Raw genomic sequence first — 13,555 nt, 5'->3', positions numbered from 1 at the left:
GTCAGGCGTGGCACCCGGCCGTCCCGCACCCGCCCGGCCCGCGCCGTCGGTCGCGGCGCCCGCCGCTCCGGCACCCCGCCCTCCGGCACCCGCCCGCCCCGAGCCGTCAGGCGTGGCAGCCCGTCCGGCACTCGCCGGTCCCGCACCCTCGAGCACGGCACCCTGGCTTCCTCCGACACCCGCCCACCCCACAGCGTCAGGCGCGGCGCCCGCCCGCCCCACGCCCGCGGGCCCGGCACCCGCCGGCACCCGGCCGCCGTGTCACGCGCCGTCAGGCGTGGCGCCCGCCGAGCTTCGGCGGCCGCGCCCGGCAGCGCCCTCAGCCCTCGGCGCCGTCCCAGCGGGCCCGTCGCATGTCCACCTTGATCCGGCCCCCGCCTTTGGGGTCCCGCAGCGGCGTGTTCTCCGCGCGGTAGTGGCCGAGGGCGCGCTGCTCGTGGCCGGGGAGCAGGGCGCCGTCCGCGCGCACCACGCGCCACCACGGCACGGAGCCTCCGTAGAGCGCCATGACCCGGCCGACCTGCCGTGGGCCGCCCTCGCCGAGCCACTCCGCGACGTCCCCGTAGGTCATCACCCGGCCGGGCGGGATCTCCTCGGCGACCTGAAGGACCCGTTCCGCATACTCGGGCAGCTCGGGCAGCTCCTGATTCTCCATTCGGCCCATCCTGCCTCACCCCACCGACAACCCCCTGATGCCTCCGAACGGCCCCTCTTCGTGCCACCATCGTCCGGGCGGTGACTGGTGATACGAGAACAAGAACACGCACGACGGCAAGAAGAAGCGACAACGACGGAACGGCATGCAGAGACGGACATGGTGATGGCGCACGACATCCCGCCTCCCGGGGAGGCCGGGCCTGGCACGCCCAACCTGCCCGAGCGCGTATCCGGCGACGAGCCGCTGCTCGCCGCGCGGGTGCACCGGCCGTCCGACCTGATGCGGCTGCTCATCGGCGTGCTCGCCATCGCCCTGGTCCTCGCCATCGCCGCCTTCGCCCACGGCACCACCTCCGGCCTTGAGCAGGACATCAACAAGGGCGCCGGCGGCGCCCCGGACGTCTTCGTCAAGATCGCCGGTCTCGCCTCGTCCATCGCCGTCCTGCTCGTGCCGGTCGCCTTCGCCATCGAACGCCTGGTCAAACGGGACGGACTGCGGATCGCCGACGGCGTCCTCGCGGCCGTTCTCGCGCACGGGGTGACCCTCGCCACCGACCTGTGGGTGGCGCGGGCGGCGCCCGGCACCATCCAGGACGCGCTGACCCAGCCGCAGTCCGGCGGCGGCCTCACCGACCCCGTGCACAACTACCTCGCACCGGTCATCGCGTACATGACCGCCGTCGGCATGGCCCGCAGACCGCGCTGGCGCGTGGTGCTGTGGGTGGTGCTGCTGCTCGACGCGTTCACGATGCTGGTCGCCGGTTACACCACCGCCTTCTCGATCATCCTGACCGTGCTGATCGGCTGGACCGTGGCGTACGGCACGCTCTACGCGGTCGGCTCGCCGAACGTGCGGCCGACCGGGCAGACGCTGCTCGCCGGTCTGCGCCGGGTGGGCTTCAAACCGGTGACGGCCCTGCGCGCCGAAGGCGTACCGGAGTCGGCGGACAGCGGGGACCGGGGCCGCCGCTACATCGTGACCCTGGAGGACGGGCCGCCGCTCGACGTGACGGTCGTGGACCGCGAGCAGCAGGCGCACGGCTTCTTCTACCGGGCCTGGCGCCGCATCACCCTGCGCGCCGTCACCACCCGCCGCTCGATCGTGTCGCTGCGGCAGGCCCTGGAGCAGGAGGCGCTGCTCGCGTACGCGGCGATCGCGGCGGGCGCGAACGCGCCGAAGCTGATCGCCACCTCCGAGCTCGGCCCCGACGCGGTGATGCTCGTGTACGAGCACCTGGGCGGCCGGACCCTGGACTCGCTCGACGACGAGGAGATCACCGACGACCTGGTGCGCAGCGCCTGGCGGCAGGTGAAGGCGCTCCAGTCGCGCAGGATCGCGCACCGGAGGCTCGCGGGGGACGCGATTCTGGTGGATCGTTCCGGCAGGGTGATCCTCACGGATCTGCGGGGCGGGGAGATCGCCGCGGGCGATCTGGTGCTCCGGATGGACATCGCCCAGCTGCTCACCACGCTCGGTCTGCGGGTGGGCGCCGAGCGGGCGGTGGCGGCGGCCGTGGAGGTGCTCGGGCCGGACGCGATCGCCGACTGCCTGCCGCTGCTCCAGCCGATCGCGCTCAGCCGGTCGACCCGTGCGGAGCTGCGGCGGCTGGCCCGCGAGCGGTCGAAGCGGGAGCGCGAGGCGGTGCTCGCGGCCTCCGAGGCGGCGAAGGGGGCCCGGGCGGAGGCGCGGGCCCAGGCGAACCTGGCACCGGACCGGAAGGTCGCGCGTGCGGAGAAGCAGGCCGACAAGAAGGCGGAGAAGCGGGCGCTCGACGAGGCCCTGGACGAGGCCCGCGAGGAGGATCTGCTGGCGCAGATCCGCCAGCAGGTGCTGCTGATCCGGCCGCAGGCCCCGGTGGAGCCGGTCCGTCTGGAGCGGATCAAGCCCCGGACGCTCGTCAGTCTCATCGCGGGCGCCGTCGCCGCGTACTTCCTGCTCTCGCAGATCGCCCGTACGCCGCTGTCGACGGTCAGCGAGGCGGACTGGCGGTGGGTGGCCGCGGCCGTGCTCTTCTCGGCGATCAGCTATCTGGCGGCGGCGATGAGCCTGCTCGGCTTCGTGCCGGAGCGGGTGGGGTTCTGGCGGACGGTGGTGGCGCAGGTCGCCGGGTCGTTCGTGAAGATCGTCGCCCCGGCGGCGGTCGGCGGCGTGGCCCTGAACACCCGTTTCCTGCAGCGCTCGGGCGTCCGTCCGGGGCTCGCGGTCGCGAGCGTCGGGGCCTCGCAGCTCTTCGGTCTCGGGGCGCACATCCTGTTGCTGCTGGCCTTCGGCTATCTGACCGGTACGGAGAAGTCGCAGTCGTTCACGCCGTCGAGGACGGTGATCGCGGGCCTGCTGACGGTCGCGGTGCTGGTGCTCGTGGTGACGGCGATCCCGTTCATGCGGAAGTTCGTGTCGACCCGGCTGCGCTCGCTGTTCGCGGGCGTGGTGCCGCGCATGCTGGACGTGCTCCAGCGGCCCCTGAAGCTGATCACGGGCATCGGCGGCATGCTGCTGCTGACCGGCTCGTTCGTCTTCTGTCTGGACGCGTCGATCCGCGCCTTCGGGCACGGCGACGCGACGATCAGCTACGCGAGCGTGGCCGTCGTCTTCCTCGCGGGCAACGCGCTCGGTTCCGCCGCGCCGACTCCGGGCGGCGTCGGCGCGGTCGAGGGCGCGCTCACCGTCGGCCTGGTCACCATCGGCAACCTCCCGCTGGAGGTCGCCACCCCGGCCGTGCTGCTGTACCGCCTCCTGACCCTGTGGCTGCCCGTCCTGCCGGGCTGGATCTGCTTCAACTGGCTGACGAAGCGGGAAGCCCTCTAGAAGCCGCGGAACGAGGGACGACGGGCCTCCCCGGAACCCGCACCTCCCGGAACCCGGACCCTCCGGAAGCCGGACCTCCCAGAACCCGGACCCTCCGGAAGCCGGACCTTCCACGAGCCCCACCGCGCCCACCGCCGGCACCCTCGGTCCGCGCCCCGGCAGCACGGCGGCCCGTGCGAGGTACAGCCCGAAGGGGACGGCGAGCCACGGGTGGAGGGCGCCGAGCGGCAGGCCGACGGCACCCCCGAGACGACCGGCGTCCGGAAGCGACCGCCCCCGCGGCGGCGGCCGCCCCGGCCGCCCGGCTGCCACCCACATGGCCCTCCGCCCCGGGCGGGGCCCCGGCGGGCGGCCCACGATGGGGGCATGCCGATCTCCGCCGCCCAGTGCACCGCCCGGCGCGCTGCCCGGAGCGCCGCGCTCCTCGCCGCGACCGCTCTGCTCGCCACGACCGCCGGGTGCTCCGACGACGGGAGCTCGGCGACGCCCGCCGAGTCCAGCGGTCCGACCGGGCTCGACCGGCTCGCGGCGCAGCGGCTCGAATGGACGCCGTGCCTGCCGCCGTCCCCGGCGGAGGGCGGCGGTCCCGCGCCCACCCCACTGCCCGGCGGCACGCCGTGGGAGTGCTCCTTCATGACGGCGCCGCTCGACTACGCCAAGCCCGACGGCGAGACCGTCGACCTGGCCCTGATCCGCGTCAAGGCCGCCGACCGCGACCGGCGGATCGGCTCGCTCCTCTTCAACTTCGGCGGCCCCGGCGTCTCCGGCGTCACCGGCCTGCCCGGCTTCGCGACCGACTTCGAGACCCTCCGCTCCCGCTACGACCTGGTCTCCTTCGACCCGCGCGGAGTCGGCCGCAGCGCGCCCGTCGAGTGCGCGAGCGACAAGGAGCTCGACGCCTACTACGCGCTCGACTTCACGCCCGACGACGCCGCCGAGGAGCAGACCCTCTCCGACGCGCAGAAGAAGTACGCGGCCGGCTGCGAGAAGGACTCCGGCAGCCGGCTCCCGTACGTCGGCACCGAGAACGCGGCCCGCGACATGGACCTGATGCGCCGGGTCCTCGGCGACGACAAGCTCCACTACTTCGGCATCTCGTACGGCACCGAGCTCGGCGGCGTCTACGCCCACCTCTTCCCCCGGAACGTCGGCCGCGCCGTCTTCGACGCGGTCGTCGACCCGGAGGCGGGCGTGGAGGCGGGCGCCCTCGGCCAGGCGCGCGGCTTCCAGCTCGCGCTCGACAACTTCGCGAAGGACTGCGTGGCCCGCGCCGAGGAGTGCGTCCTGCCCGGCTCGACGGTCGCCGAGATCGAGGAGTTCGTCATCGGCCTCCTCGCCGAGCTCGACGAGAAGCCGATCGCGGGCATCGGCGACCGCAAGCTCACCCAGACCCAGGCCACCAACGGCATCGCGCAGGCGCTGTACTCCAAGGAGTTCTGGCCCTATCTGGAGCAGGGTCTCGACGAGGCCGACGGCGGCAACGGCGCGCTGCTGCTCGCCCTGTCGGACTCCATGAACGGCCGCAGCCAGACCGGAAGCTACAGCAACATCCAGGCCGCGAACGCCGCCATCAACTGCGTCGACTTCAAGGAGCGCTACACCCTCGGCCAGGCCAAGGAGCAGCTCCCCGAGTTCCGCGAGACCTCCCCGGTCTTCGGCGACTTCATGGGGTGGGCGCTGGCCGGCTGCTCCCAGTGGCCGGTGCCCGGGGCCCATGAACACCCGGACGTCTCCGCCGCCGGCTCCGCCCCGATCCTGGTCATCGGCAACACCGGCGACCCGGCCACACCGTACGAAGGGGCCCGCTCCATGGCCGAGGCCCTCGGCAAGGGTGTCGGCGTGGAGCTCACGTACAAGGGTCAGGGCCACGGCGCCTACAACAGCGGCGACACGTGCGTGAAGACCACGACGGACGCGTATCTGCTCGACGGGAAGGTGCCGGCCTCCGGGACCGTCTGCCCGTAGCGCCCCCGGCGCCGCCTACGATGGCGGTCCGGGACGGATCAGGGGGTGGCGCATGGGGCGTTCGTTCATACGCGGCGGCATACGCACGGGGGCGGCTCTCGCCCTCGGGGGACTGCTCGCGGCCGGCTGTACGGCCTCCGGTGCCGGCACCGCCGCCCCGGGTGACGACCCCAAGTCCTCGGCGACCACCCCGTCCGCCGGGCCGTCCGCCTCCGCGAACGGCCCCGCCGACGGCCCGGCGCTGCCCGCCGCGCTCACCGGGCAGCGGCCCGACTGGCGGCGCTGCACCGCTCCCGAGGGCAGCGAGGCCCCCGGCTCCGCCTGGCGCTGTGCCACCGTCAAGGTGCCGTTCGACTACGCCGAGCCGGACGGCCCGACCATCCCGATCGCGCTGATCCGCAAGGAGGCCGGGTCCAAGGACGCCCGGCTCGGTTCGCTGCTCTTCAACTTCGGCGGTCCCGGCGGCTCCGGCGTCGACATCCTGCCGCGGGGCGCCGCCGAGTACACGGCCCTCGGCAGCCGCTACGACCTGGTCTCCTTCGACCCGCGCGGCGTCCAGCGCAGCGCGGGCGTGGTCTGCCGGGACGACAAGGAGCAGGCGACGGCCGAGCGGACCGTCGACTACACGCCCGACACGGCCGCCGAGGAGCGCGCCTTCCGCGCCGACGCCGTCGCCTTCGGCAAGGGCTGCGAACGCCGCTCCGGCCCGATCATCTCGGCCACCACGACCAGCAACACCGCCCGCGACATGGACCTGATCCGCCGGGTCCTCGGCGACGCGAAGCTGAACTACTTCGGCATCTCGTACGGGACGCAGCTGGGCGCCGCCTACGCGCACCTCTTCCCCCGGAACGTGGGACGGATGGTGCTCGACGCGGTCGTCGACCCGACCGCCGACTCGGTCGGCCACGCCCGCAACCAGACCGTCGGCTTCCAGCGGGCCCTGGACAACTACCTGAAGTCCACCGGGCAGGACCCGAAGCAGGGCACGGCGCGGATCGTCCGGCTCCTGGAGAAGCTCGACCGCCGCCCGCTCGCGGTCGGCGACCGGCGGCTCACCGACTCCCTGGCCCTGACCGGCGTGGTCATGCCGCTGTACTCGCAGCAGAGCTGGCCGCTGCTCACCTCGGCACTGGCCAAGGCGGAGAACGGATCGGGCGCCGAACTCCTCTCGCTCGCCGACTGGTACAACGACCGGGACGCCACCGGCCACTACTCGACCCAGTCGCACTCGCAGCGGGCGATCTCCTGCGCCGACACCGCCGAGCGTCCCACCCTCGACCAGGCGCGGGCGCTGCTCCCCGAGTTCCGCCGCCTCTCCCCCGTCTTCGGCGCCTTCCTCGCCTGGGACACCGCCGGCTGGTGCGCCGACTGGCCGGTGAGGGGCGAGTACGAGGTGATGGACGCGAGCGCTCCCGGAGCGGCCCCGGTCCTGGTCGTCGGCACGACCGGCGACCCGGCCACCCCGTACGAGGGCGCCGAGAAGATGGCGAAGGCGCTGGGCCCGGGCGTGGGCGTCCTGGTCACCAACAAGGGCGAGGGCCACGGCGCGTACGGCTCCGGCGCGTGCGTCACGAAGACGATCGACGCGTACCTGCTGAAGGCCGAGGTCCCGGCGAACGGCACGACCTGCTCGTAGCGGACGCCTGCGCGCGGAACGCGGGAAGGCCCCCGGACCTGAAACCGGGTCCGGGGGCCTGCCTCGTGTACGACTCGGCCGGTCGGCCGCTCGCGGCTAGTAGACCGGCTTCGCGGGCTCGATCTGGTGGACCCAGCCGATCACGCCGCCGCCGACGTGCACCGCGTCCGCGAAGCCCGCGGACTTGAGCACGGCGAGGACTTCCGCACTGCGGACACCCGTCTTGCAGTGCAGGACGATCCGCTTGTCCTGCGGGAGGTCCTGGAGGGCGTTGCCCAGCAGGAACTCGTTCTTCGGGATCAGGCGGGCGCCGGGGATCGAGACGATCTCGTACTCGTTCGGCTCGCGGACGTCGATGATGTCGATGTTCTCGCCGTCGTCGATCCACTCCTTGAGCTGCTTCGGAGTGATCGTGGAGCCGAGCGCCGCCTCCTGGGCCTCCTCGGACACGACGCCGCAGAAGGCCTCGTAGTCGATGAGCTCGGTGACGGTCGGGTTCTCGCCGCAGACCGCGCAGTCGGGGTCCTTGCGGACCTTGACCTGGCGGTACTGCATCTCCAGGGCGTCGTAGATCATCAGACGGCCGACCAGCGGGTCGCCGACGCCGGCGAGGACCTTGATGGCCTCGGTGACCTGGATGGAGCCGATGGACGCGCACAGCACGCCCAGGACGCCGCCCTCGGCGCAGGACGGGACCATGCCCGGCGGCGGCGGCTCCGGGTAGAGGCAGCGGTAGCAGGGGCCGTACTCGGACCAGAAGACCGAGGCCTGGCCGTCGAAGCGGTAGATCGAGCCCCACACGTAGGGCTTGTTGAGGAGCACGCACGCGTCGTTGACCAGGTAGCGGGTCGCGAAGTTGTCCGTGCCGTCGACGATCAGGTCGTACTGGCTGAAGATGTCCATCACGTTCTCGGCCTCGAGCCGCTCTTCGTGAAGGATCACGTTCACGTAGGGGTTGATGCCGAGCACGCTGTCGCGCGCCGACTCGGCCTTGGAACGGCCGATGTCGGACTGGCTGTGGATGATCTGGCGCTGCAGGTTCGACTCGTCGACCTCGTCGAACTCCACGATGCCGAGCGTGCCGACACCGGCCGCGGCCAGGTACATCAGGGCCGGGGAGCCGAGACCGCCGGCGCCCACACAGAGCACCTTGGCGTTCTTCAGCCGCTTCTGTCCGTCCATCCCGACATCCGGGATGATCAGATGACGGGAGTACCTGCGGACCTCGTCTACGGTGAGCTCGGCGGCCGGCTCGACCAGGGGTGGCAGCGACACGGAGACCTCATCAATACAGATGGTCGGGATGTCAGTACGACACTTGTTCTCCGCACAACACTGCCACGGCCCTCCTCATTCCGAGACACCCCGTCCGATACGCGAGACAATTTCGTCCCAGTAGCCGGGCAGCGTGTGGAATTGGTCGCTTTGTCCCGGCCGGCCTCTGCGGTCGGTCATGAACACCGTTCCGGCGCCCTGCCAGCGGGCGATCCGCAGGGCCTCCTCCAGGTGGGTGCGGGGCACTCCGTGGACCAGGTGCGCGAACTTGCGCGCCGGGTAGTCCGCCGTCCACTCCGCCACCTGCGACCAGCGGTAGTCGGCCCAGGGGCCGGAGAAGGTGACGAGCTGGTCGGCGACCTCCGCGTAGCCCGGGTACGGGTGGGTGCCGTGGCCGAGGACCAGGTGGACCTCGCCCTCGCGGAGCGCCTCCAGGGTCGCCGCGACCCGCCGCACGCCGGGCAGGTCGGCCCGGTCGGCCGGGGCGCGGTCCAGGTAGAAGCCGTCCGCCTTGTACCAGTCGAGGTAGCGCTGGGCGTCGGAGACGATCTCGCCGAAGGGCCGCGAACCGTGGCGCAGGCCGAGGTGGCCGAGCACCCGCACGCCGGCGTTGCGGAGCCTGCCCGCCGCCTCCAGGCAGTGCGGGTCGGGCCGGTCGCCCGGCCCCTCGGCGACGTTGAGCACGGCCCAGTGGACGGGTGTGCCGGGGCGGGTGAGCTCGGCCCACTCGACGGGCGCGAGAAGGGGATGGGCGTAACCCGGCACGCCGAGGCCCGTCTCGGTGACCGTCCCGGTCGCCGTCCCGGTGGCGGTCAGATGCGACATGCGGCCTCCATCCAGATGTCGGCCAGCGACTCCTCCAGGTTGATCCGGGGCCGCCAGCCGAGCCGGTCGCGGGCGGTGCGGACGTCGGCCTGCTGCCAGGGTCCGCAGCCGTCGGGGTACGGGTAGGGCGCGGCGGCCAGCTGTTCGGCGATGGTCGCCTCGGTGCGCGGGGCGCCGATCACCGACCGCGGCGGCGGCCCGTCGATCTCGTGCAGCTGACCGGCGTACCCGGCGACCCGGGCCAGGACGGCTGCGGCGTCCCGGAGCTTCACCGCGCGGCCGGTGCCGATGTTGACGACGCCCTGGGCGGCGGAGAGCGAGGCGGCGTGGACGGCGCGGGCCACGTCACGGACGTCCACGAAGTCCCGCTGCACGCCCAGACCGCTGAGCTTCAGCTCGCCGTCGCCGGCCTGGATGGCGCGGCGCATCGCCTCGGCGAGCCGGCCGAGCGGGGAACCGGCCGGGGTGCCGGGGCCGACCGGCGAGAAGACCCGCAGCACGACCGCGTCGAGGCCGGAGCCGAGGACGAGTTCGGTCGCGGCGAGCTTGGACACGCCGTAGGGGCCGCCGGGCCGTGGCACCGCGTCCTCGGCCGTGGACGAGCCGGGCTGGCTCGGCCCGTACTCGGAGGCGCAGCCGACCTGGACCAGGCGGGCTCCGCAGCCGCTGCGGCGCAGTGCCTCGCAGACGGTGGCGACGGCGACGGTGTTGTGCCGGGTCAGGTCGCGGGCGCCGCCGCGGGTGGCGCCCGCGCAGTTGACGACGACTCCGGGATGGACGGCGTCGAGGAACCGGGTCAGCGCGCCGGGGCTTCCGGTCGCGAGGTCGAACCGGACGTCGGCGTCGTCGCCGCGGCCGAGGGCGGTGAGATGGACCGCCGGGTCGGCGAGGAGGCGGTCGGCGACGAACCGGCCGATGAATCCGTTGGCTCCGAGCAGCAGCACCCTCATCGTGCGGCCCCTTCGTGCCGACCGGCCGTGGCGTGGGATCGGGGTGTCATGTCTCTTTCCTTCTCCTTGGAGGTTCACAGGGGGTGCGCCCGCGGCGTCGGCTCCGCGGGTGAGTCGGGTTCAGGCGTGGGCGGATGCCCGGGACAGCGCGTCGGTGGCGTGGGCGAGCAGGGCGAGAGCGGCGAGGCCGCAGACCAGGACGGGCAGCGCGGCCGGTCCGCCGAGTTCCACGAGGGCGCGGACCGGGGCGCCGAGGACGTCGCAGCCCGGCAGCCGGGCGGCGAGGACGCTCGCGAGGGCGAGGGCCTCGGCGGCGCAGGCGGCGGCCAGGGCACCGGCCGCCGCCTCGGGGAAGCCGTGCACGGCGAGCAGCCGGGCGAGGAGGAGCAGCGCGCCGAGCGCGAGGGCGCCGGGGTGGAAGCCGGTGAGGGCGAGCAGTCCGGCGAGGGCGGCGAGATGGAGGGCGACGCTGCCGAGGAGCAGCGGGCGGGCGCCGGCCGCGAAGTCGGCGAGTCCGCGGCTCGCGGCGAGTCTGCGGCGGGCGCGGACCGCGAAGAGCCGGGCGCACCAGGCGGCCGGGGCGACGGACAGGGCGAGGGCGAGCAGCGGGCCGGTGTCGAACGCCCAGCCGCCGTCGGCGACCGGGCCGTCCAGGACGGTGACGACGGCCGGGGCGCCGTCGGGTCCGCCGCCGAGGAGCTGCCCGAGCAGGCCGTCGCCGGCCGCCGCGTACCCGAGCAGCCAGAGCGTCCAGAGGGTCTCCTGGACGGTGGCGGACGCGGTGCGGCCGGTGGCGCGGAGCGGCCCGCCGCGTACGGCGAGGGCGAGCGCGGCGGCCAGGCCGAGCGCCCCGAGGAGACCGGCGGCGACGTGGAGCCCGTCGGTGCTGACGGCGAGTGCGGCGGTGGCGAGCGCGGCGACGGCACCGGGGACGCAGGCGACCAGGGCCCAGGCGCCGTGTCCGGTCCCGGCCGCCCGGTCCGCCGTGGTCCGGGGCGGTGCGGCCTCGCCGCGCGGGACGCGCGCGTAGAGCTCCTCGGCGAGGGAGAAGACGTCGCGGTGCCGGAAGCGGGCGGCGGTCCGGTCGGTCACGCCGTGCGCCTCGAGTCCGGCGGCGATCTCCAGCGCGTCGACGGCCCGTTCGCACAGTTCGCGGTGGCGGTGCATCAGGGCCTTGACCGGGTCCGCGGGGCCGCGCCGCGCGGGCCGTAGAGGCTGCTGATGAATCGCTTCGGCATGCGCGGCGGGAGGGCCGGGGGCCGGCTCGCCGACCGGCGCGGCGGCGGACCCGGTGCTCGTCCCGTCGACCGGCGTGGTGACCGGCTCGGTGACGGGCGCGGAGGACAGGTCGAGGGCGCCGGGCGGGAGGGCCCGCGCGGCGGCGGCCCGCATCGCGAGCGCCGGGGCGTCGAGCAGGGCCTCGGAGCGGGAGTCCCAGGGGCCGGGGCTGGTGGGAGCGGCGGGGCCGCGCATGGGTGTGTCTCCTTCAGGCATCGGGCTCTCCCGCGCCGGCCGCCGCGGTGACCGGCTGGTCCGCCCAGCTGCCCGGCACATGGGCCTCGGCGGGGTGGGCGAAGGGCACGCCGCTGGTCGTGCGGCGGCGGACCGGCGAGTGGGAGAGGAGTTCGAGGTAGATGCCGCGGAACGCCGCCAGGTTCTGCTCCACGGTGAACAGCTCCAGCGCGCGGGCGCGGGCGGCGGCGCCGAGGCGGTGCCGGCGCTCGGGGTCGCGCAGCAGCGCGAGGCAGGCGTCGGCGAGCGCCTTGGGGTTGCGCGGGGGGACGACGAGCCCGGTGCCGCCGATGACCTCGACGACCGCGCCGACGTCGGTGGAGACCGTGGCCCGGGCACAGAACATGGCCTCGACGAGGCCGACCGGGAAGCCCTCCACGACGCTGGAGAGCACGACGACGGCGCTGGCGGCGTAGGCCTCCTCCAGGGTGGGGGCCTCGGGTCCGCCGAGCTCCTCGAAGGAGACGGGGTTCTCGCCCACGGCGTGGGCGCCCGCCGCCTCGTCGGGGAAGAGCTGCTCGGCGAGGCCCCGGCAGTGGGCGAGGTAGGCGGCGGCGCCGGGTTCGCGCACCGGCGCGGCGATGATCCGCAGCCGGGCGTCGGGCTGCTGCCGCCGCACCTCGGCGAAGGCGTGGAGCAGGGCGACCAGGTCCTTGGCGGGCTCGACCCGGCCGATCCAGGAGAGGGTGGCCGGATCGCCGCTCTCCTCGTCCTCGCCGACCTCGGCGAAGCGCTCGGCGTCCATGCCGGGGTGGACCGTACGGAGCCGGGCCCGGTCGGCGCCGCACCTCTCCTGCCAGCGGCGGGCGTGGGCGTTGCCCGGCGTGAGGAGCGCGGCCTGGCGGTAGACCTCGCCGGCGAGCCTGCCGTGGAAGGCGGCGAGCAGGGCCCTTACGGGCGTGGCGAGGGGCGCGCCCGCGGCGGCGAGGTAGTGGGCGCGCAGCTGGACGCCGTACTCGGTGACGAGCAGCGGGGTGCCGAAGAAGCGTTTGGCCAGCAGGCCCGGGAGGGCCGCGGCGCCCGCGGAGGCCGCGTGGCAGAGGTCGACGAGCCCGAGGCCGCCGCTTCCGTCGGGACCCTCCTCCTCGCCGTACCAGGCGAGCGAGAGGGGACGCAGGGCGCGCTCCAGTTGCTCGGTGAAGGCGAGCTGGTCGGGGACGGTGGCGGCGGCGACGCTCCGGCGCGCGCCGGGTGCGCGGCAGGCGGACTCCAGGATGCGGACGGCGGCTTCGGAGCGGAGCGCGACGGCCGGTCCGCCGTGGGCGCGGGCGAGTTCGGCGAGTCCGTAGAGCCCGGCGGCGAAGCGCTCGGGGATCTCCTGGTCGTGCTCGGCACGGAGGGCGTCGTCGGCGCAGACGCCCTCGGCCAGGTCCCGGAACGCCTCCTCGAAGAGGCGCCGTTCGCGCCGCCCGTAGCCGCGGGCGGGTCCGCGCCCGTGGCCCCGCCCGCGGTTGCGGCCCTCGTCCTCGGCGGTCCACAGCGGCGCGGTGCGCACGCTCCGCACGTTGGGCGGCAGCGGCAGCAGGCCGTCGGCCTCCTGCCGGGCGTCGCGGCTGAGGGCGTACAGGTCGAACTCGTGGGGGGCGAGACCGCGGACGAGCCGGTCGCACCAGAGCCCGGACTCACCGGCGGCATACGGGTAGCCACCCTCCGTGAGCAGTCCGATCCGCATGAGCACACCCCCGTTCTCCCGTGACGACGGTCACCGTTCGGTCCGGCGACCCGCAGCGGGAAGAACGTAAGCGGAGATGACGGTGGTGGGGGGGGGGGGGGGGGGGGGGGGGCCCCCCCCGCGGGGGGGGGGGGGGGGGGCGGGGGGCGCCCCCCCCCCCCGACGGCCGAGGTGGTTCGTCACTGCGTGAGGGGTGTCAGGTGCGGTCGATGTGCACGCTGGTCGACTTCACGCGGGCGGTGGCCTGCATGCCG

At 74.4% G+C, this 13,555-nt stretch carries 9 protein-coding genes; 3 read left to right on the top strand and 6 right to left on the bottom strand.

Features of this window, described 5'->3' with window-relative positions; translation table 11 throughout:
* Nucleotides 1–319: 319 nt before the first annotated feature.
* A complete protein-coding gene (locus tag ACFY8W_RS20475) occupies nucleotides 320–664 on the bottom strand; it encodes an MGMT family protein (RefSeq protein WP_391106963.1) in 345 nt (114 codons plus the stop codon).
* A 156-nt stretch (nucleotides 665–820) separates the two neighbouring features.
* On the opposite strand from ACFY8W_RS20475, the gene ACFY8W_RS20470 reads away from it, so the two are divergent.
* The 3 genes from ACFY8W_RS20470 to ACFY8W_RS20460 all read left to right on the top strand — a co-directional run bounded on the left by ACFY8W_RS20470 (nucleotide 821) and on the right by ACFY8W_RS20460 (nucleotide 7,067).
* Entirely contained in the window at nucleotides 821–3,463 is a 2,643-nt protein-coding gene (locus tag ACFY8W_RS20470) for a lysylphosphatidylglycerol synthase domain-containing protein (protein WP_391106960.1), read from the top strand.
* A gap of 366 nt (nucleotides 3,464–3,829) precedes the next feature.
* Nucleotides 3,830–5,428, top strand: a complete 1,599-nt coding sequence (locus tag ACFY8W_RS20465) for an alpha/beta fold hydrolase (protein ID WP_391106957.1) — start codon at nucleotides 3,830–3,832, stop codon at nucleotides 5,426–5,428.
* A 52-nt stretch (nucleotides 5,429–5,480) separates the two neighbouring features.
* Nucleotides 5,481–7,067 carry an alpha/beta fold hydrolase gene (locus ACFY8W_RS20460; protein ID WP_391106954.1) on the top strand — a complete coding sequence of 529 codons (1,587 nt, stop codon included), beginning with the start codon at nucleotides 5,481–5,483 and terminating at the stop codon, nucleotides 7,065–7,067.
* 96 nt (nucleotides 7,068–7,163) lie between these two features.
* On the opposite strand, the gene moeZ is transcribed toward ACFY8W_RS20460, so the two are convergent.
* From moeZ to ACFY8W_RS20435, 5 genes are all read right to left on the bottom strand, one after another.
* Entirely contained in the window at nucleotides 7,164–8,342 is a 1,179-nt protein-coding gene (moeZ, locus tag ACFY8W_RS20455) for an adenylyltransferase/sulfurtransferase MoeZ (protein ID WP_391106951.1), read from the bottom strand.
* A gap of 75 nt (nucleotides 8,343–8,417) precedes the next feature.
* Nucleotides 8,418–9,167, bottom strand: coding sequence for a spherulation-specific family 4 protein (locus tag ACFY8W_RS20450; protein WP_391106948.1), 750 nt, complete (start codon nucleotides 9,165–9,167; stop codon nucleotides 8,418–8,420).
* A complete protein-coding gene (locus tag ACFY8W_RS20445) occupies nucleotides 9,155–10,117 on the bottom strand; it encodes an NAD-dependent epimerase/dehydratase family protein (RefSeq protein ID WP_391106945.1) in 963 nt (320 codons plus the stop codon). The genes ACFY8W_RS20450 and ACFY8W_RS20445 overlap by 13 nt, the downstream gene beginning before the upstream one ends.
* Before the next feature lie 120 nt (nucleotides 10,118–10,237).
* A complete protein-coding gene (locus ACFY8W_RS20440) occupies nucleotides 10,238–11,590 on the bottom strand; it encodes a hypothetical protein (protein ID WP_391106943.1) in 1,353 nt (450 codons plus the stop codon).
* Between the two features lie 13 nt (nucleotides 11,591–11,603).
* The gene (locus tag ACFY8W_RS20435; RefSeq protein WP_391106940.1) at nucleotides 11,604–13,301 is read right to left on the bottom strand and encodes a DUF3492 domain-containing protein; all 1,698 of its coding nucleotides are present in this window, start codon (nucleotides 13,299–13,301) and stop codon (nucleotides 11,604–11,606) included.
* Nucleotides 13,302–13,555: the final 254 nt, after the last annotated feature.

Source organism: Streptomyces sp. NPDC012637 (assembly GCF_042954805.1).
In the GTDB taxonomy this organism is placed as follows: Bacteria; Actinomycetota; Actinomycetes; order Streptomycetales; family Streptomycetaceae; genus Streptomyces.
This window is presented reverse-complemented; position numbering and strand designations above follow the sequence as displayed.